Here is a 19,779-nt window from a genome sequence, read left to right on the forward strand (position 1 = left end):
CGAATCCGCCGTTCATGTCCAACCGTCCGACGGTATCAGTCGCTTTCGGGAGCGGCTTCTTCCGGTGCCTTGCCCGCGATCAGCGATTCGTCCGAATACTCCTCGCGGAGGTCCTTCTTCGAGAACTTCCCGGTGGCGGTCTTCGGCACCTCGTCGATGAACAGCACGTCGTCGGGCACCCACCACTTCGGGTAGTCCTCGCCGACGAGATCGAGCAGTTCGTCCTTTAGCGATTCGCGTTCCTCGCTGGCGACGACGAAGGCGACGGGGCGCTCCTGCCATCTCTCGTGGGGCACTCCTACTACTGTGGCCTCGCTCACGTCGTCGTGGGCCATCAGCGCGTTCTCGAGTTCCACACTAGAGATCCACTCGCCGCCGGACTTGATGACGTCCTTCGCGCGATCGACGATCTCGATGTAGCCGTCGGGATCGACGCTCACCACGTCGCCAGTCTTCAACCATCCGTCCTCGAAGTCCTCCTCGTTCGCCTCGGGCCGCTCGAAGTATTCGGTCGTGACCCACGGCCCGCGGACCCATAGCTCGCCGAACTCCTCGCCGTCCCACTCGATCTCGTCGCCGCCCTCGTCAATGACTTTGAACTCCAGTCCGGGCACCATCAGTCCCTGCTTGGCGCGCTTCGCGTAGCGATCGCTGTCGTCCCACTCGTCCATCCCGTCCTTGAGCCGTGCGACCGAGCCGATGGGACTCATCTCGGTCATCCCCCACGCGTGGAGCACGTCCACGCCCAGTTCGTCGAACCGCCGAACCACGGACTCGGGCGCTGCGCTCCCGCCGATGATGACCTGTTCGAGCGAGGAGAGATCGACCTCGTTGTCGTTCATGTATTCGAGCAGTCCCAGCCATACCGTAGGGACGCCCGCCGTGATCGTGACGCCTTCCTCTTCGATGAGCGCGGCGAGATCGGCGGGATCGGGCGACGGGCCGGGATAGACGTGTTTCGCGCCCGCCGCGGTCGCCGTGAACGGCATCCCCCAAGCGTTGACGTGGAACATCGGGACGACCGGCATCACGACGTCGGTGTCGTCGAGCCCCAGCCCCTGGGGCGTGAGGGTCGCCATCGTGTGCGACCAGAGCATCTGCTGGGTATATTCGACACCTTTCGGCTTACCGGTGGTGCCCGAGGTGTAACACATCCCGGCCGGCCGATCCTCGGAGAGCGTCGGCCAGTCGTACTCGTCGCTCCGCCCCGCGATGAACGACTCGTAGTCGGTCGCGTCGAGATCCGTTTCCGGAACTTGCTCGCCCATCACGACGAACTGCCCGACCGAGGCGAACGCGTCCGGATCGGCCGCGCCGGCGAGCTTCTCCAGAAGGGACGGATCGACGAACAGGAGCTCGTCGCTCGCGTTCTCGACGATGAACTGGATGTGTTCGTCGGGCAGCAGCGGGTTGATCGTGTGGAGCTGCCGGCCGGAATCCGGTACGCCGAAATACGTCTCGAAGTGCCGGTGATGGTTCCAGCAAAAGGTTCCGATGCGCGCGTCGTCACTGATACCGGCCTCGTCGAGGGCGTTCGCCAATCGGGCGACGCGCCCGCCGAACTCGGCGTAGTCGTAGCGTTCGATGCCGTCGTGGGTGCGCGAGACGATCTCGACATCGGGATGCATGCGCTCGGCGCGCCACAGGAACGGTCGCAGGGTCTGGTCGGTGCCTCCTGGCATACGTTCACAGAACGACCGCTCGGTAATGATTCTTCCCCCACGATACCACGTCACGCGGTTTCAGTACGGAAGAACGCGAAGCGAGGCCCGACTCAGCGCCACTTTATCGAACAGCCGCGCGAGGGGCGGAACTGCTGATCGACGGGGACGCCCCCGAGCACCGATTCGATCGCTCCGGCCATCTCGAACCCTGCTTCGCCGGACGGTCGCTGGTCGGGGCCATGAGCGTCGTCGAGACGACCGTGATAGGCGAGTTCGAAACCCGCATCGCCGTTGCGAAAGAGGAACGGATCGGGCGTGCAGACCGCGCCGTAGGCCCGTGCCACGTCCTGGGATTCGTCGCGCAGGTAGGCGTCGTAGTCGACGGTGCCGTCGGCGACGAGCTCCTGCATTCGCTCGAAGGAGTCGTCGGGATACTCCTCGGCGTCGTTCGGGTTGATGCCGACGACGGCGACGTCGTTATCGTAGAGTGCGGCGAGTTCGTTGAGGGTATCCATCTTCGCCTGTGCGTACGGACAGTGGTTGCAGGTGAAGACGACGAGCAGCGCCCGGTACTCGTCGAAGTCGTCGAGCGTGTGCGTCTCGCCGTCAGCACCGGGCAGTTCGAAATCGGGGGCCGTGTCGCCGCGTTCGAGTTCGCGCGTGGATTCTTCGAGAACCATGCGGGCCGGACGACCGCGAGGGCTAAAGGTTCGACGAACCACACGACGCAACGCATCACGGCGCGAGCCGAGACAGGTTTTTCTCGCTCCGGGCGGCATTCGAGCACAACAAGGATGTCGGAGGCGATGTCGGTGCTGATGGTCGACGACGAACCGGCAGTCGCCGACCTCGCCAGCACCTCTCTCGAACGGATCGACGACAGGCTGACGGTCGCGACCGAGGCGGATGCCGAGGCGGTGCTCGACCGCATCGAAGGGATGGAGATCGACTGTATCGTCAGCGACTACCGCATGCCGGGGCTGGACGGCCTCGCGCTGCTCGACCGAGTACGCGAGCACCATCCGAACCTCCCCTTCATCCTCTTCACCGGCGAGGGCGGCGAGGGGGTCGCGAGCGAGGCCATCTCGGCAGGCGTCACCGACTATCTCCGAAAGGGGACGGGCAGCGAACGGTACGAACTGCTCGCCAACAGTATCGTCAACGCCGTCGAGAGCTATCGCGCCGAGCGCGCGCTCGCCGAATCCGAACGACTCTATCGCTCGCTCATCGACGCCACGCCGGATGCGGTGGTGATCGCCGACGCCGATACGGGACAAATCGTCGAGACGAACGACGTCGCCGCGACGCTGTTCGACCGCCCGCGCGAGGAACTCGTCGGCATGGATCAGACGGCGCTCCACCCAGCCGACCAGCGGGAGCGCTATCGCGAGCTGTTCGAACGGCACGCCGCGTCGTCCGGTACCGACGCCGCCCGGTTCGGCGATGGTTCGGCGGTACTGATCGAAACCGCCGACGGCGAGACGATACCCGTCGATCTCAGAGCACGCACCGTCGAGATGGACGATCGTACGCTCCTCCATGGCGTGTTCAGGGAGCGTTCGACGCGGACCGGACGCGACCGCGGCCGGGAACGCGCCATCACCGACGGCTTCTTCGAGGCGCTGCCGGACCCGGCCTATGTTCTCGATCCCGACGGCACGATGGTTCGCTGGAACGAGGAGTTCGCGTCCGTCGTCGGTGACGACGACACGGCGATCGCCGGTACGAACTATTCCGAGTTCGTCCCCGATGCGGATCACGACCGTATCGACGAGCGCATACAGGAGATCCTCCAAACGGACGAGAGCGCCGTCGTCGAGTCGGCGCTTGTGACGAACGCCGGCGAGACGATCCCCCACCAGTTCAGCGGCGCGCGCGTTCCCCTCGGCGACGGCTACGGCATCGTCGGCGTCGGGCGCAACGTCGTCGAGCAGCGCCGCCGCGAGCGAGTCATCGGGGCGCTTCACGAGGCGACGCGCCGGTTCGTGGCCGCCAGGGACGACGACGGGATCGCCGACGCCGTCACGACGACGATCGAGGAGATCCTCGGCTTTCCGATCGCCGTGGTACGTCTGCACGACGACGAGCGCGACAGCCTCGATCCCGTGTCCGTGACCGCTGCGACACACGACCGACTCGGCGAGCGGCCGCGCTACGCGCGCGGCGAGGGGTTCCCGTGGCGAGCGTTCCGTGCCGGCGAGGCGATCGTCGTCGGCGAGGCGACCGCACCCGACGACGGCATTCCGCTGCGTCATCGACTCTACCTTCCGCTCGGCGACCACGGCACGATCACCGTCGCCTCGCCCGACGAATCGTTCGACGACAGTACCGTCAGACTCGCGCGCGTGCTCGCGGCGAACGCCGAAGCGGCGCTCGATCGCCTCGAACGCGAGGAGCGACTGCGCCGGTACGGCCGGATGCTCGACGCCGCCGGCGACATGATCTACACGCTCGACGCCGACGGGCGATTCAGGACAGTCAACGACACGCTCGTCGCGGAGACGGGCTACGGTCGCGAAGAGCTCCTCGGCGAATCCGTCTCGATGCTGCTCGACGAGGACGACATTGCACTCGGCCGCTCGGTGATCCAGCGGCTGCTCGCCGACGGTGCGAACGCCGTCAGCGACTCCTACGATGCGGCCGTCCGCACCGCCGACGGCGACTCCATCCCATGTGAGATCCAGCTCACGGCGTTGGAGGGTGACGACGGCTTCGCTGGCACCGTCGGCGTCGTCCGCGACATCACGGTCCACAAGCGCCACGAGCGACTGCTCGAAGCGCTCCACGACGCCAGCCGGGAGATGATGGCGGCCACCACACGGCGCGAGGTCGCCGACGTCGCCGTCGAGACCGCTGCCGACGTGCTCGACATGGAACTGAACGGCGTCTGGCTCCACGAGGTGGGCGAACTCCGACCGGTGGCGATCTCCGAAGTCGGTACAGAGCTGTTCGACGAACCCCCGACGTTCGCCGGCGACGAGAGTCTCGCCTGGACGGTCTTCGAGTCCGGCACAATGCAGCAGTACGACCGCGTCGACCGCGCCTCCGGCGCTCACAACCCGAACACACCGATCAGAAGCGAGCTGCTGTTGCCGCTCGGCGACCACGGTGTCCTGACCATCGGCGCGACCGAACCGGGCGTGTTCGACGACCGCGACGTCTCGCTAGCGAAACTGCTCGCGGCGAACACCGAGGCGGCGCTCGAACGCGCCGAACGCGAGCGCGAACTCGTCGTCGAGCGCGATCGCCTCACGGCACTGTTCGAGAACGTGCCGGACGCGGCGCTGCGCTACGAACTGGTCGACGGCGAGCCGATCACCAGACGGGTGAACGGGCGTTTCGAGACGGTGTTCGGCCACAGCGCGGGAGAGATCACGGGAGAGAACGCCGGCGACTACATCGTTCCGTCCGATCGCGAGATGGCGACCGAGTCGGTCGATGCGGCGCTCGCCGACGGAACGAGCCGTCAGACGACCGTCCGCCGGCTGACGGCCGACGGCGTGCGCGACTTCCTGGTGCAGATCGCCCCGCTCGAACCGGGTGAGCGCAAGGGTGGTTACGCGATCTACACCGACATCACCGACCAGAAGCGCCGCGAGCGCGATCTCGAACGCCAGAACGAACTGTTGGACGGGTTCGCGAGCGTCATCTCGCACGATCTCCGCAACCCAATGGGCGTCGCGCGCGGCCGGCTCGAACTCGCCGAGGCCGATCACCACTCGGAGCATCACGACGCGGCGCTGTGGGCGCTCGATCGGATGGACACGCTCATCGAGGACATGCTCACGCTCGCCCGCCAGGGACGGGTCATCGACGATCCGGAACCCGTCGAACTCGCGAGCGCGGCCGAGCGGGCGTGGCGGACGATCGACGGCGCGGAGGCGACGATCGACGTCGAACTCTCGGGGACGGTCGCGGGCGATCCCGACAGGCTGACGCGCCTGTTCGCGAACCTCTTTCGCAACGCGATCGATCACGCCGGCAACGACGTCCACGTCACCGCCGGCACGACCGAGGAGGGTTTTTTCGTCGCCGACGACGGCCCCGGTATCCCCGACGGCGAGGGCGAACGAATCTTCGAGCACGGTTACTCGACGAGCGAGTCCGGCACCGGGCTGGGGCTGATGATCGTCCGGCGGATCGCCGACGCACACGGCTGGACGGTCTCGGTCGCCGACGTGGCCGACGGTGCCCGTTTCGAGATCCGTACCGCGGGCGACGAGTGACGAGTATCGACGGCGGGCGATGGCCGCAAAACTATCGGTTTGTCGGCATACTGTTTTTTGTTTATGCGCCCACTGTTGTATTGCAGACCGTGACCGAACGGATGGATGGCGAGGACGAGGTTCGTGTGCTCTTCGTCGACGACGAGCACCACATCGTCGAGCTGGCGGCGACGGCGCTCGAACGCGCGGGCGAGGGGTTCGTCGTCCACACCGAGACGAGCGGCGCGGCGGCGCTGTCGCATCTCGACGACGCCCATGTCGATTGCGTCGTCAGCGACTACCGGATGCCGGGAATGGACGGACTCGCGCTGCTCGAACGGGTTCGCGAGGAGCACCCTGATCTCCCGTTCGTTCTCTCGACGGGCAAGGGGAGCGAGGACGTGGCGAGCGAGGCCATCACGGCCGGCGTCACCGACTACCTCCAGAAGGGTGGCGGGCTCGATCAGTACACGGTGCTCGCCAACCGGATCGAGAACGCGGTCGCCCAGCGCCGTGCCGAGCGCCGCCTCGAAAGCCAGCGCGACGAACTGGCGACGCTCGATCGTATCAACGTCGTCATCCAGGACATCGTTCGGGGGCTGGTCGCGGCGGCGACGCGCGAGGAGATCGCGGCCACGGTCTGTGAGCGCATCGCGGCCGCCGAACTGTACGAGTTCGCGTGGATCGCCGAGCGCGACGCCGGCGGCGAGTTCACCGTCCGGACCGGTGCCGGCGTCGACACCGATACCGTCGAGATCGCGGCCACGGACGGCGGTACGGCGCGGCTACCTGCCGAACTGCCCGAGACGGACGTCGTGGAAGTCTTCGAGGACGGGACGGGCCCGTGGCAGATCGATGGCGAGCCGCCGGGCCCGGTGGCGGCCGTCCCGCTGTCGTACAACGAGGTTGTCTACGGCGTGCTCGTGGTCGCGGCGACGCGGGCCGACGCCTTCTCGAAGCGCGAGCGCGCCGGTTTCGCCGTTCTCGGTGAGGTGGCTGGGTTTGCCATCGATGCTGCACAGAACACGAAACTGCTGCTGTCGGACACGGCGCTCGTGCTCGAACTCCGTGTCGTCGACGAGGCGGCGTTCCCGACGACGCTGACGCGCCGCCTCGACTGCCGGTATCTCGTCGACGGAGTGGTTCCAGCCGCCGACGGGGCCGTCCTCCAGTACGTCACCGTCGAGGGTACCGACCCCGATCGCGTGCGCGAACTCGCCCAAGAATCGTCGGTCGTCGAGGACTGCCGCCTCGTCAGCAGCCACGACGAGGGTGGCGTCTTCGAGATCGCGACGCGGGAGTCGCCGGTCAACAGCATCGTCGACGCCGGCGGCACGATCGACGAGTGGCTCGTCGAGAACGGTGACGGGACGATGGTCGTCGCGGTCGCCCCCGAGACCGACGTGCGGACGATGGTCGCCGCGTTCGAGCGCGCCCACCCTGGATCGGAACTGCTCTCGAAACACACCGTCGATCGGTCGGACGACGCGACCGCTCGGCAGGCGGTCGACGAACGACTCACCGACAAACAGCGGGCGGCGCTGCGGGCGGCGTATTTCGCGGGCTACTACGAGTGGCCGCGGCGGTCGACGGCCGAAGAGATCGCGGACTCGATGGGCGTCTCCTCACCGACGCTGCACAACCACCTCCGGAAGGCCCAGCAGCAGCTGCTCGTCGCCTTCCTCGGCGAGGAGTAGCGACGGAACGCTTTTGTCCTATGGCGCTGGGGTCGCTGTATGGACATCCGCGCGGAACTGCTCTCCTTGCTCCGTGAGAACGCGCGCTACACGACCGTCGATCTCGCGCGCATGCTCGGAACCGACGAGAGCGAGGTCGCAGAGCAGATCGAGACCCTCGAAGCCGAGGGCGTTCTCAAGGGCTATCAGGCGGTCATCGACTGGCGACGAACGGACGAGGAACCGGTGCGCGCGCTGGTCGAGTGTAACGTCACGCTCGATCGCGAGACGGGCTACGACGACATCGCCGCACGACTCGTCGGTTTTCCGGAGATCCAGTCGCTCAGACTCGTGAGCGGCGAATACGACTTCTCGCTGACCGTGGAAGCGGATTCGATGGGTGAGGTCTCCCGGTTCGTCTCCGAGAAGGTCGCCCCCGTCCCCGAGATCACCCAGACCGTGACCCACTACCTGATGGAGTCGTACAAGGAGCGCGGCATCGAGTTCGATGGTGACGGGGACGACGATCGGCTCTCGGTCTCGCCATGAAGATCTCCGAGCGCGTCGAGCGCGTCCCACCCTCCGGCATCCGGCGGTTTTTCGAACTCACCGAGGAGATGGACGACGTGATCTCGCTCGGCGTCGGCGAACCCGATTTCACCGCACCGTGGAGTGCGCGCGAGGCGGCCATCGACTCGCTCGAACGGGGCCGGACCTCCTACACCGCCAACCGTGGGATGGCGGCGCTCAGGGAGGCCATCGCCGAGCGCTCGCGCGAGCGCTACGATCTCGACTACGATCCCGACGAGGAGGTGCTCGTGACCGCCGGCGCGAGCGAGGCCATCGACGTCGCCTTCCGTGCGTTCGTCGATCCCGGCGACCGGGTGGCGGTCGCCCAGCCGTCGTACGTCTCGTACGTTCCAGGTGTGACCTTCGCCGGTGGCGAGCCCGTGCCGATCCCCACGAGGGAGGCGGACGATTTCGAACTCACTGCTGAGGCACTCCGCGAACACGGGGCCGCCGACGCCGAGGCGCTCGTCTTCTGCTATCCGAACAACCCGACGGGCGCGACGATGAGCGAAGGCGATCTCGAACCGATCGCCGCCTTCGCCCGCGAACACGACCTAACTGTGCTCGCCGACGAGATCTACGCCGACCTCACGTACGAGGGCGACCACGCGTCGATCGCGACCCTCCCGGGTATGCGCGAGCGCACGGTCGTGTTCAACGGTTTCTCGAAGGCCTACGCGATGACCGGCCTCCGGCTCGGCTACGCGCTCGCCCCGCCAGAGGCGATCACGGCGATGAACCGTGTCCACCAGTATTCGATGCTGTCGGCCCCCACGACGGCACAGCACGCCGCCATCGATGCCCTCGACAACTGCGAGGCACAGGTGAGAGAGATGCGAAGCCAGTACGATCGCCGCCGTCGGTTCGTGCTCTCACGATTCGACGAGATGGGGATCGACTGTTTCACGGCCAAGGGCGCGTTCTACGTCTTCCCCGAGAGTCCCTGGGAGGACGCCGAGGCGTTCGCCGAGGCGCTGCTCGACGCCGAGGGTGTGGCGGTCGTTCCCGGCGACGTCTTCGGCGCTGGCGGCGAGGGCCACCTCCGCGTCTCGTACGCGACAGGGATGAACGAACTGCGCGAGGCGATGGATCGGATCGAGCGGTTTCTCGACTGAATCTGTGGCGACGGGCGACCGAATTCAGCCGCCATAGACGGGGAATAGCTGAAAGAGCAGGAAGGAGGCGATCGCCGACAGCGAGGGCGTGAGGATCCAGAGCATCACGACCCGCCCCGTGGCCGAGGGATCGAAGAGGTCCTTGGAGGTGAGTTCGGTCGGCTCCTCGTCGCCGATCGGGCGGACGCGCTCGCCTGCTCTCGGGCCGTCGGCGGTGCCGGTGTTGGCCGTTCGCTCGGGCGTCTCGGCGGCGAGCGCCCCCGTCGAGAGCGTCGCGCTCTCCTCGCCCTGGATGGCTGCCGACGCGGCGTCGGCGATCGTCGTCGTCCGGGTCGCACGCCCCCAGCCGAGCCCGACGATGCACATCGTCGCGCTGACAGCCAGACTCGCCGGGATGCCGAGCTGTGAGAGCACCGAGATGATCGAGGCGCTCACGCTGGCGACGATGAGCGAGGCCAGGAGCGGCAGGTCGGTGAGATCGTTACCGATCGTGTCGAGCGTGCGCCGGGCGATCGTGAACGCGCCGACGCCGATGGCACCGACGGCGAGCAGGACGCCCTGACCGGTCGTGATCGAACCGTTGCCGACCAGCGGTGCGACCGCGTTGGCGACGTTCGACGCGCCCGCGGAGAAGGCCATGTAGCAGCTGATGGCGAGGACGACGGCGCTCCAGAACACCTCCTTCGGTCGGGTCGTCTCGGCGAGGCGCGGGAGCGGAACGATCCCCGACCGATCGATCTCGAACAGGGCGTTGTCCGACCGGTCGAGGGCGAACCACGCGTCGAGATAGGGGTAGAGATACCGGCCGATGACCGCACAGAGCCAGAAGGCGATCACGGGAGCGACGAGCCACCACGAGACGATACGCCCCATCACCTCCCAGTCGAGGGTGCCGCTCGCGAGTCCCAGCCCCGCGATCGCGCCGACGGCAGTCATCGAAGTCGAGGCCGGGACGCCGAAGAGGTTGGAGATAAGGAGTGCGAGCCCGACGAAGAAGAGTACGCCAACGCTGGCCGCGAGCGTGAACTGGCTCGACGGGACGATATCACCGCCCATCGTCTCGACGACGTTGCGCCCGACCGTCCAGCCGCCGATGAGCGCGAACAGCGTGAACAGCCCGGCCGCACCCGTCTTCGAGACGAGACGGCTGCCGACCGCCGGGCCGAACGCCACACCCGTCGAGGAACCACCGATGTTGAAGCCGACGAAGACCGCGACCGCGAGACCGACCAGCAAGAGGAGCGAGACCACCATACATTGAACCATTCGACCACGCTATGTAGTTCTTTCTTATTCACCCATGGCCTTTTGATAACTTATCGGTAGGATCGAAAGACAGTCATCGTTCGATGAGCGTGTGCGAGGGTTTTTGTGCGATACCGCGACCACCGATTCCCAATGTCGGATCGTGGTGCGGATGGTAGTACGGACGACGACGGCACGGGCGACGACGTGCGCGGCCGTCTCGCGGACGCGATCGACACCGCGACCGCCCTCGCGGGTGTCGTCGACGATCGGACCGTCGCGACGGGCCCCGACGACGAGGACGAATTCTTCACCGGAGCCGACGGACGGACGACGATCGCGAACCGCTACGATCTCGAAAAGACCGTCTCGACCGAGCGCAAACGACACTTCCGCGAGGTGACGCGCTACTGGGTCAACGAACCCTACGCGTTCGTCGTCATCTTCCACTCGACACGCGAAAACGAGGGGAAATACTATCTCGTCGAACCACATCTCACCCCCATCGAGACGGAGCTCAAGGAGTTCCTCACCGGGAAGCTGAAGACCGCGATCACGTATTCGGGCGAGGACAGCGCCGTCGGGGACGACGACGACGCCGAACGCGCGGACGTCATCGAAGCCGTGACCGGTCGCTTGCTCGACAGATACGACCTCTACGACGGTTCCATCGCGGGCGCGGGGCGTTCGGGACTGGTCTCGAAACTGAAGGGGTTGTTCGGTGACGACCCGGACGATTCGTCGACCGAACGGGGCGTTTCGGGGATCGCCGCCCGGCCGGAGCCGGCGGTGGTCGACGAGGACGCGAAATCGCTCACCGAGTATCAGGTCGAGAAGCTGCTCTACTATCTCAAACGCGATTTCATCGGCTACGAGCGCATCGACGGCATCAAACACGACGTCAACGTCGAGGATATCTCGTGTGATGGCTACGACTCGCCCGTCTTCGTCTATCACGCCGATCGCGAGCAGCTCATCACCAACGTCCGCCACGGCGAACAGGACCTCGACGACTTCGTCGTGAAGCTCGCCCAGCGCTCGGGCAAGGGGATCTCGAAACGCCAGCCACAGGTCGACGCCACGCTGCCGGACGGCTCGCGCGCCCAGCTCACGCTCGGCTACGAGGTCTCGGATCACGGCACGAACTACACCATTCGCCAGTTCAAGGACGTTCCCTTTACTCCTGTCGACCTTATCAACTGGCATACGTTCTCGCTCGAAGAGATGGCCTACATCTGGCTCTGCATCGAGAACAACAAGTCGATGCTCTTCGCCGGCGGCACGGCGTCGGGCAAGACGACGAGTCTGAACGCCGTCTCGCTGTTCATCCCGAGCAAGGCGAAGATCGTCTCGATCGAGGACACCAGAGAGCTCGAAATCCCCCAGCGTAACTGGGTCGCCTCGACGACACGGCCCTCGTTCACGGGCGATGAGGCCGGCGATATCGACGAGTTCAAACTCCTTGAGGCGGCGCTGCGCCAGCGGCCCGAATACATCGTGATGGGCGAGATCCGTGGCGAGGAGGGGCGGACGCTGTTCCAGGTGATGAGCACGGGCCATACGTCGCTCACGACCTTCCACGCCGACAACGTCGGCGAGGTCATCAAGCGGTTCACGACCGATCCGATCAACGTATCCAAGACGATGTTCACGGCGCTCGATCTCGTGAGCATCCAGACCGCGACGCGCGTGCAGGGGCAGAAGGTCCGCCGGAACAAGGCGCTCACCGAGATCAACTACTACGACGCCGAGAACGACGAGATCAACGTCCAAGACGTCTATCAGTGGCAGGCCGAGACCGACGACTACCTGAAACTCGGCACGTCGAACACGCTCGAGTCGATCAAGTTCGATCGCGGCTGGAGCCAGGAGCGCCTCTCCGAGGAACTGTTCCAACGGAAGGTAGTGCTCGCCTATCTCGTCGATCGCGGTCTCAACACGTACACGCAGGCCGCGGCCACGCTGCAGGCGTTCATCAACGATCCGGACGCGATCCTGACGCTCATCGCCAACGATCGTCTGGAGGCGAGTCTCGACGATCTCCGGGGGATGGAGAGCGTCCACATCGACACCGATCCGGCGATGGAGGCGATGGTGCCGCGACCGGATCCGAGCGAGGAGTTGCGCGAGCACACCGCGGCGATCCTCGACGAGGCCGACGAGCGGCTGTTCGACGAGTACGCCGGCCACGAAACGCCGGATCTTGCTTCCGCCATCGCCGACGGTGGGCGAGCCGACGGATCGGCGACGACCGATACCGAGGACGCGAAATGAGCTACGGCACCGACGGCTACGGCGGGCGTACGCGGACGCTCGGCGATCGGTTCTACCCGCTGTATCGGTATCTGTTCGACGAGGACGGCGATTTCGTCGACGACGTGCAGCGGAAGCTGGCCGCGGCGCGCATGGCCGATACGGTCGAGATGTATCTCTCGCGGGCGCTCGCGATCGGCGTCATCGCCGGTGGGCTGCTCTGGCTGTTCGCCTCGCTCTCGGGCTACGCGGTCGTCGAGCTGTTCGTGACGGAGGTGCCGAAACTCACCGATCTCCGGGTGCTTCACGGGCCGGCGCTCGCCGTCTTCGAGGCGGTGAAACTCCCGCTGCTCGTCCTGCTCTCGGGGCTGGTCTGTGGGCTGGTTGGGTTCGTCGCCGGGTTCGGCACGCTCGTCGCCGTACCCTACGTCCGGGCGAACTCACGCAAACGCGAGATCAACATGCTGCTCGCCGATTCGGTCTCGTTCATGTACGCGCTGTCGATCGGCGGGCTGAATCAGCTCGAAATCTTCGAGGCGATGGCCGAGGCCGACGACACCTACGGCGCGGTCGCCGCGGAGTTCGAGAGCATCCATCTGGAGACCGAATACTTCGACACCGACTACCGCACCGCCATCAGAAAGCAGGCGCTCCGGACGCCGAGCGAGGAGCTGAGTCAGTTTCTGACCGATATGCTCTCGATCATCGACTCCGGCGGCGACATGACCGACTTCCTGAACGACAAGAAGGACAAACATCTCCGCACCACCAAACAGGAGCAGTCGCTCGTCCTCGAAACGCTCGAACTGTTCGGCGAGATGTACATCACCCTCTCGGTGTTTCCGCTCCTCCTTATTATCATTCTCGTCGTGATGAGCATGATCGGCGGTTCGCAGACGCTACTGCTCTACGTGACCGTCTACGGGCTGATCCCGCTCATCGGGATCGGGTTCACCGTCATGGTGTCGACGGTCAAACAGGACGAGATAGGAGACGGCTATCTCCATCCCGAGGGAGACGACGAGGATGGGGCGACGACGGGTATCGAGCGCATCAGCGATCTCGGACTCGTCGAACGCTACACCGATTCGTACGGCGTCTTCGAGCGTATCGAGAGTCGCGAGGGGACCCATCGGACGGCGACGCTGCTCGCCAACCCGCACCATTTCTTCCGCGATCATCCGCTGGCCGTACTCGCACTCACGCTGCCGGCTTCGATCGTGCTGGTCGCCTTCGCAGTCGTGTCGGGGCGTGCGCCGACCTCGATCGACGGGTTCGTTCAGCACTCCATCGTCGGCACCTTCCTCTGGGTGTACGTCCCGCTGTACGTGAACTGTCTGCCGGTGGCGGTGTTCTACGAGTGGAACGTCCGCACTCGCCGACATATCACGGGTAAGCTCTCGGAGAACCTTCGGAAACTGTCGAGCGCGAATAGCACGGGGCTCACGCTGCTGGAATCGCTAAATCTCGTCGCCGATACCTCCTCCGGTCGGCTCGCAGAGGAGTTTCACACGATGTATGCGAAGGTGAACTACGGGACGAACCTGACGACGGCGCTGGTCGAGTTCAACAACAAGTACCACATTCCACGGCTCTCGCGCACGGTGAACGTCGTCAGCAAGGCCCAGGAGGCGTCGAGTCAGATAACGGAAGTGCTTTCGACGGCGGCGCGGGCGAGCGAAAACCAGGACGAGATCGAGCGCGAGCAGCGTTCGCAGGCCCGAATGCAGATCGTCATCATCGTGATGACGTTTTTCACGCTGTTGGCGGTGATGGCGATCTTGAAGACGAACTTCCTCGACACGCTGGCGGGGCTCGACACGAGCGGTGCGGGTGGCCAGGCTGGTCTCGGGGCCAATATCGACGTGGAGCTGATGGGGATGCTGTTCTTCCACGCGGTGACGATCCAGGGGATCATGTCCGGGTTCATCGCGGGCTACATCCGCAGCGGCGACTTGCTCACGGGCGCGAAGTTCGCCGTCGTGTTGCCGACGTTCGCGCTCGCCATCTTCGCGGTGATATAACATGAAGGAAACACTCAAACGACGACTGCAGCGGTTCGTGGACGACGAGCGTGGCGTCTCACCGGTCGTGGGGTTCGTGTTGATCTTCGCGCTGGTGATGATCGTGTTCACGCTCTATCAGTCGAGCGTCGTCCCGGCACAGAACGAGGAGGTCGAGTTCGAGCATTCCCGGGCGATCGAGGGACAGATGAGCGTGCTGAACGACGAGATCACGGATACGGTGACGTCCGGTCGAGCGCGGTCGGTGACGCTCGACACCGGCGTCCAGTATCCGAGTCGTGCGTTCGCGATCAATCCGGGAGCCACGGTCGGCGATCTCAGCGTCGTCGAGCCCAAACAGGAAGTTACCATCGATCTAGATGGAGACGGCTACTATAGCGGTGGTCAGAGCTTCGAGACGGCGTTCGTCTCCTACCAGCCGAGCTACAATCTGTTGCAGGAGGAGACGAAGTACACCTCGGAGAACGGTATGTTGGTCAAGGACTACTCCACATCGGAGAATACCGGTCTCACGACAGGCGGCGTAATGTTCCCGAGCGGCGAGAAAACGATCAATCTCGTTCTTCTCAACGGGAGCTACGAACGATCCGCGCCCACGGCAAGCCTCACGATCACGCCCCGGATCACGACCGAGACGGCAGTCGAATCCATCGGGGCTGGAAAGAGCGGCACTCTCGACGTTCCCACATCCCTCTCGAAAGCGAAATGGAACGAGCTGCTGGCCGACAGGGATTCGCAGCTCACAGGCTTCACGACCAATTCGGATGGGTTCAACACAGCCACCATCAGCATCGATGCCGAAACAACCGTGCAGGTCTACAAAGGAACGGCAGGTGATCCGGAGACGAACGACGGCCGTTCCAATCGAGGATTGCATCTGGTCGGCGAATCGGCGCTACAACCGGACGTATCGCTCGACGAGAACGAGCGTCTCACCATCAGCGTGCGCGATCACTTCGGACAGCGTGTGTCGCCCGATACACCGATCACCGCCAGCGTTACCACTGGCAAGGGAACACTCATCTCGACGCAGCAAACGGCGAACGGAAACGGAACGGCGTCGTTCGTTTACAACCCGGGCACGATGGACAGCGGGAGTACGGTGAGCGTCGACATCAGTCTCAAAGACACGAGTGAAAGCGTGACGTTTGAACTGTCGTACCCCAAATCCGGTGGATCTACCGGAAACAAGGACAGAAAGCCGCTCACGATCGAGAAACTGTCGTTCCACAACGATGGAAGACTGTCGTTCGACATCCCGAACGGTCCGGACGACATCGACGGGTTCTCAGTGCGGACGAAAAAGGATCTCGCGGAAACGAACGAAAGCAGCGGTGAGCACGAGTTCGAGATCGACGATCCAGGGGACCTGGAGTACGACTCCGACGAGCCGATCCAGTTCGACGGCGAGGAATACACGTTCGAGGAGGGTCCACAGCCAATCCGTGATTCGCACGCCGTTCTCGACAAAATCGGAGCAAGTAGTATCTCGTCGGTCGACGTGGCCACATCGTACGAAGCTGCGGATCTCATCATCTATCTCCATCCCGAGGACTCGTCGAAACGGCCGATCTATATCAAAGTGGGTAACTGATTCCGTTCGTCGCTACGAGGGATGTGGTGCTACGAACGAAATTCCCAACCGAGTGTCTCGGTTCTGTATAGCTGTATCGAATCGGTTCGTATAGCGGTCGTTAGTGGTCGAACAATGGCTATTCCTCATCAAGAGACGTACTGTCAGGATATCGATGCCGGCTCGTAGCGCCAGAGTGCCGTTCCCGGTCCAGGCGGTGAGACGCCCGGAAGATCGGCCAACAGCGGGACGATGAGTGCGTCGTACCATTCCCCCGCACCGAGTCCGGCATCGCGCATCGGATAGACGTTGCCCACTAGGGCGAGTCGCGAGAGCGATCGATGAGTGATGAGATGTTTGTAGGCGGCGAGGACGGCGTCGTCACGGGCCGGTGTCCGATCGAGCGGAGTGTCTCGATAGGAGAGCGATTCGACGACCGCACGCGCGTTCGCCGCATGGGTGGTTGACATACTCTCAGAGGGAGCACGCTACAATAAAAGGCTCAGTCAGACGGGTGTCGGACGGTCAGCAGCGCTGTTCGCAGATGCGATCGATGATCCGTCCGGTGGAGAGCAGTTCGTCGTCGAATTCGGGCTCGCGGCCGGAGGCACGTTCAACCGTACAGTCGATGCCGCGTTCGGTCAGCGCGTGTTCGATGCCCGCTTCGTCGTGGTGTTGGTCGTGACCGAGCACGATGACATCGGGATCGATGCGTTCGATCGGGACGAAGATGTCCTCCCTGTCGCCGAGCAGTGCGCTGTCGACGGGGTCGAGTGCGGCGATCATGTCCCGGCGCTGGCGGTCGGCGAGCACCGGCTGTTGCTTGTGGGTGACGTTTTCACGGCGGGCGATGATGACGTGCAGGACGTCGCCCATCGCCGCCGCCTCGCGGAGATAGTGGAGATGGCCCGGATGGAGAACGTCGAAGGTACCCTGTGCGATGACCGTGGTGGCGTCGTCGCTCATCGGAGCTCCTCGTCGATGTCGGCCTGTGTGAAATCGAAGAACTCCTCGGGATCGGGGAGCGAGACGTCGAGCACGGGGAGATCGCGTTCGTCGCCCTCGCGGTCGAACGCGCGCCAGTCGTCGGGTCCGTAGGGTGCGCCGAGAATGATGTGTGCGTCGCCCTTGCCGAACGTGGCGCGGTCCTCGGTGCTCGGCCGGAGCACGCCGTTGGGATGGGAGTGGATCGATCCGGCGGCGCGCATGTCGTTGGGGACGAGGCTCGTTTTCACCGTGGCGCTGACCGGGTTCGACTCCGTCGCGGGGATGACGAGCACGTCGGTGATCACGCTGCCGGCGTCGTCGAGATCGAGCTCGTCGGCGGGTTGGCTTCGCAGGAGACCCATATACTCGTTCGGGTGGGTCTCGGCGGCTGCCGAGCGAGCGAACTCGAGAGTGTCGGCGGCGATGCCGAGTAGCTCACGTGACCGGAACAGCCCCATATGGGGACACGTCGCTCGGCGTCCATCTAAGCGTTCCGGAGCGCCGACCACCGTGTTTGCCAAGCGTTAAAGTCGGTCGCGGCGAACGACTGTCAAGAATGTCTACGCCATCGCGCTCTGAGGCGACCGGGGACGACCCCGTGTACGATCTCGCTGCCGACTGTACGATCGAGGACGTCGAGGAGGGTGCGTGCTACCGGGCGACGGTCAACGGCGTCGTCGAATACGGTGTCTTCGTCGATCTCTCTGCATCGGTCTCCGGTCTCGTCCACGAATCGAACCTCGATGGGAGCTACGACGTCGGCGACGAGCTCACCGTGCGCCTCGTCGACGTCAGGGAAAACGGCGATCTCGGATTCGAATCGATCGATGCCGCGGATCGCGAGACGGTCCAGATCGACCACGAGCCCGACATCACGGCGACCGACGATCTCGCCGAGCGGATCGGCGAGTCGATCACCGTCGAGGGCGAACTCGTCCAGATCAAACAGACCGGCGGCCCCACCGTGTTCACGCTACGCGACGGCGTCGGAATCGTTCCGTGTGCAGCCTTCGAGGCGGCCGGTGTCCGTGCCTATCCCGGATTCGAACTCGGCGATATCGTCAGAGTCACCGGTCGGGTCGAGCGCCGCGAGGGCGCACTCCAGCTGGAGGTCGAATCGCTCGACGCCGTCGACGAGAGCGACGAGATCCGCGAGCGTCTCGACAGCGCGCTCGAAGAGCAGGCGACGCCCCACGACGTGCAGCCGCTCGTCGACTGGTCGGCGCTCGAAACGATGCAGGACGATCTCGAAGCCGTGGCGACCCGCCTGCGCCGTGCCGTGCTGGAAAATCGGCCGATCCGCATCCGCCATCACGCCGACGGCGACGGGATGTGTGCCTCGATCCCCGTGACGCTCGCGCTCGAACGGTTCATCGAGGAGGTCCATGGCGATCCCTCGGCGGCGCGCCATCTGCTCAAACGGCTGCCGAGCAAGGCTCCCTACTACGAGATGGAGGACGTCACCCGCGACCTGAACTTCGCGCTCGGCGATCGCGAGCGCCACGGCCAGCAGCTCCCGCTGCTCGTGATGCTCGACAACGGATCGACCGAGGAGGACGTCCCGGCTTACGAGGCGCTCGCCCAGTACGACATCCCCATCGTCGCCGTCGACCACCATCACCCCGACCCCGACGCAGTCGATGGGTTGCTCGCCGAACACGTCAACCCCTATCTCCACGGCGAGGACTATCGAGTGACGACCGGGATGCTCTGTGTCGAACTCGCGCGCATGATCCACCCCGAGATCACTGACGAACTCACACACGTGCCGGCGGTCGCCGGTCTCACCGACCGCTCGGAGGCCGACGCGATGACCGACTACCTCGCCCTCGCACGCGAGGCGGGCTACGACGAGGACGACCTCCAAGCGATCGGCGACGCGCTCGATTACGCGGCTCACTGGCTGCGCTACAGCGCCGGCGAATCACTCCTCACCGACGTGCTCGGCGTCGATGCCGCCGACGACTCCCGACACGACGACCTCGTCGAGTTCTTCGCCGAACGGGCCGCACGCGACACCGACGAACAGCTCGACGCCGCTATGCCACACGTCGAGAGCGCGACCCTCGACAACGGTGCGGATCTCTACCGGATCGACGTCGAACGCCACGCCCACCGGTTCACGTATCCGGCCCCCGGCAAGACCACGGGCGCGATCCACGACCGCAAAGTGGCCGACAGCGACGGGCCCGTCGTCACGGTCGGCTACGGCCCCGACTTCGCCGTGCTCCGGAGCGACGGCGTGCGCCTCGATATCCCGCAGATGGTCGAGGAGCTCGAAGCCGAGACCGACGGCGGCGTCAGCGGCGGCGGCCACCTCGTCGTCGGCTCGATCAAGTTCGTCAAGGGGATGCGTGAGGCGGTCCTCGACGCGCTCGAAACGAAGATGGGTGCGGCGGAGATCGACGAGGAACTCGGCAGCGCCTCTGTCGCCGGCTTCGAGGACTAAAAAACGCGGCGAAACCCG

At 65.0% G+C, this 19,779-nt stretch carries 14 protein-coding genes; 8 read left to right on the forward strand and 6 right to left on the reverse strand.

Features of this window, described 5'->3' with window-relative positions; translation table 11 throughout:
• Positions 1-35 precede the first annotated feature (35 nt).
• Together C451_RS12120 and C451_RS12125 are read right to left on the reverse strand one after the other, a co-directional pair.
• A complete protein-coding gene (locus C451_RS12120; RefSeq protein ID WP_007740931.1) occupies positions 36-1,682 on the reverse strand; it encodes a long-chain fatty acid--CoA ligase in 1,647 nt (548 codons plus the stop codon).
• A 92-nt stretch (positions 1,683-1,774) separates the two neighbouring features.
• Positions 1,775-2,344 (reverse strand): thioredoxin family protein, encoded by a 570-nt coding sequence (locus tag C451_RS12125; protein WP_007740938.1) that lies wholly within the window; start codon positions 2,342-2,344, stop codon positions 1,775-1,777.
• A gap of 138 nt (positions 2,345-2,482) precedes the next feature.
• On the opposite strand from C451_RS12125, the gene C451_RS12130 reads away from it, so the two are divergent.
• From C451_RS12130 to C451_RS12145, 4 genes are all read left to right on the forward strand, one after another.
• Positions 2,483-5,890, forward strand: a complete 3,408-nt coding sequence (locus C451_RS12130) for a PAS domain S-box protein (RefSeq protein WP_241431232.1) — start codon at positions 2,483-2,485, stop codon at positions 5,888-5,890.
• 89 nt (positions 5,891-5,979) lie between these two features.
• A complete protein-coding gene (locus C451_RS12135) occupies positions 5,980-7,566 on the forward strand; it encodes a bacterio-opsin activator domain-containing protein (protein WP_241431233.1) in 1,587 nt (528 codons plus the stop codon).
• Between the two features lie 39 nt (positions 7,567-7,605).
• Positions 7,606-8,094, forward strand: coding sequence for an Lrp/AsnC family transcriptional regulator (locus C451_RS12140; RefSeq protein WP_007740941.1), 489 nt, complete (start codon positions 7,606-7,608; stop codon positions 8,092-8,094).
• A complete protein-coding gene (locus C451_RS12145; RefSeq protein ID WP_007740943.1) occupies positions 8,091-9,230 on the forward strand; it encodes a pyridoxal phosphate-dependent aminotransferase in 1,140 nt (379 codons plus the stop codon). Before C451_RS12140 ends, C451_RS12145 begins: the two co-directional genes overlap by 4 nt.
• Positions 9,231-9,254: 24 nt before the next feature.
• Here C451_RS12145 and C451_RS12150 read toward each other — a convergent pair whose 3' ends face one another.
• On the reverse strand, positions 9,255-10,481 hold the full coding sequence (locus C451_RS12150) for an inorganic phosphate transporter (RefSeq protein WP_049913100.1): 1,227 nt from the start codon (positions 10,479-10,481) through the stop codon (positions 9,255-9,257).
• A gap of 147 nt (positions 10,482-10,628) precedes the next feature.
• Between C451_RS12150 and C451_RS12155 the strand changes: the two genes are divergently transcribed.
• The 3 genes from C451_RS12155 to C451_RS12165 are packed head-to-tail and all read left to right on the forward strand — an operon-like array spanning position 10,629 to position 16,346.
• Complete coding sequence (locus C451_RS12155) at positions 10,629-12,749, forward strand: type II/IV secretion system ATPase subunit (protein WP_007740947.1); 2,121 nt, start codon at positions 10,629-10,631, stop codon at positions 12,747-12,749.
• Positions 12,746-14,752 carry a type II secretion system F family protein gene (locus C451_RS12160; protein WP_007740949.1) on the forward strand — a complete coding sequence of 669 codons (2,007 nt, stop codon included), beginning with the start codon at positions 12,746-12,748 and terminating at the stop codon, positions 14,750-14,752. Before C451_RS12155 ends, C451_RS12160 begins: the two co-directional genes overlap by 4 nt.
• A gap of 1 nt (position 14,753) precedes the next feature.
• Entirely contained in the window at positions 14,754-16,346 is a 1,593-nt protein-coding gene (locus tag C451_RS12165) for a hypothetical protein (RefSeq protein ID WP_007740950.1), read from the forward strand.
• Between the two features lie 143 nt (positions 16,347-16,489).
• Here C451_RS12165 and C451_RS12170 read toward each other — a convergent pair whose 3' ends face one another.
• From C451_RS12170 to C451_RS12180, 3 genes are read right to left on the reverse strand one after another with little or no spacing between them, the layout of a single operon-like run.
• Positions 16,490-16,795: a hypothetical protein gene (locus tag C451_RS12170; protein WP_007740951.1), complete on the reverse strand. Its 306-nt coding sequence runs from the start codon at positions 16,793-16,795 to the stop codon at positions 16,490-16,492.
• 55 nt (positions 16,796-16,850) lie between these two features.
• On the reverse strand, positions 16,851-17,291 hold the full coding sequence (locus C451_RS12175) for an adenylyltransferase/cytidyltransferase family protein (protein ID WP_007740952.1): 441 nt from the start codon (positions 17,289-17,291) through the stop codon (positions 16,851-16,853).
• On the reverse strand, positions 17,288-17,770 hold the full coding sequence (locus C451_RS12180; protein WP_007740953.1) for a Mov34/MPN/PAD-1 family protein: 483 nt from the start codon (positions 17,768-17,770) through the stop codon (positions 17,288-17,290). The genes C451_RS12175 and C451_RS12180 overlap by 4 nt, the downstream gene beginning before the upstream one ends.
• Positions 17,771-17,868: 98 nt before the next feature.
• Between C451_RS12180 and C451_RS12185 the strand changes: the two genes are divergently transcribed.
• Positions 17,869-19,761 carry a DHH family phosphoesterase gene (locus tag C451_RS12185; protein WP_007740955.1) on the forward strand — a complete coding sequence of 631 codons (1,893 nt, stop codon included), beginning with the start codon at positions 17,869-17,871 and terminating at the stop codon, positions 19,759-19,761.
• Positions 19,762-19,779: the final 18 nt, after the last annotated feature.

The sequence above is a fragment of the Halococcus thailandensis JCM 13552 genome (assembly GCF_000336715.1).
Taxonomy (GTDB): domain Archaea; phylum Halobacteriota; class Halobacteria; order Halobacteriales; family Halococcaceae; genus Halococcus; species Halococcus thailandensis.

What these genes read in the sequence shown, in the direction of transcription:
- C451_RS12120 (WP_007740931.1), bottom strand. Translation starts at nt 1,682, where the DNA reads ATGCCAGGAGGCACCGACCAGACCCTGCGACCGTTCCTGTGGCGCGCC.
- C451_RS12125 (WP_007740938.1), bottom strand. Translation starts at nt 2,344, where the DNA reads ATGGTTCTCGAAGAATCCACGCGCGAACTCGAACGCGGCGACACGGCC.
- C451_RS12130 (WP_241431232.1), top strand. Translation starts at nt 2,483, where the DNA reads ATGGTCGACGACGAACCGGCAGTCGCCGACCTCGCCAGCACCTCTCTC.
- C451_RS12140 (WP_007740941.1), top strand. Translation starts at nt 7,606, where the DNA reads ATGGACATCCGCGCGGAACTGCTCTCCTTGCTCCGTGAGAACGCGCGC.
- C451_RS12145 (WP_007740943.1), top strand. Translation starts at nt 8,091, where the DNA reads ATGAAGATCTCCGAGCGCGTCGAGCGCGTCCCACCCTCCGGCATCCGG.
- C451_RS12155 (WP_007740947.1), top strand. Translation starts at nt 10,629, where the DNA reads ATGTCGGATCGTGGTGCGGATGGTAGTACGGACGACGACGGCACGGGC.
- C451_RS12160 (WP_007740949.1), top strand. Translation starts at nt 12,746, where the DNA reads ATGAGCTACGGCACCGACGGCTACGGCGGGCGTACGCGGACGCTCGGC.
- C451_RS12165 (WP_007740950.1), top strand. Translation starts at nt 14,754, where the DNA reads ATGAAGGAAACACTCAAACGACGACTGCAGCGGTTCGTGGACGACGAG.
- C451_RS12170 (WP_007740951.1), bottom strand. Translation starts at nt 16,795, where the DNA reads ATGTCAACCACCCATGCGGCGAACGCGCGTGCGGTCGTCGAATCGCTC.
- C451_RS12175 (WP_007740952.1), bottom strand. Translation starts at nt 17,291, where the DNA reads ATGAGCGACGACGCCACCACGGTCATCGCACAGGGTACCTTCGACGTT.
- C451_RS12180 (WP_007740953.1), bottom strand. Translation starts at nt 17,770, where the DNA reads ATGGGGCTGTTCCGGTCACGTGAGCTACTCGGCATCGCCGCCGACACT.
- C451_RS12185 (WP_007740955.1), top strand. Translation starts at nt 17,869, where the DNA reads ATGTCTACGCCATCGCGCTCTGAGGCGACCGGGGACGACCCCGTGTAC.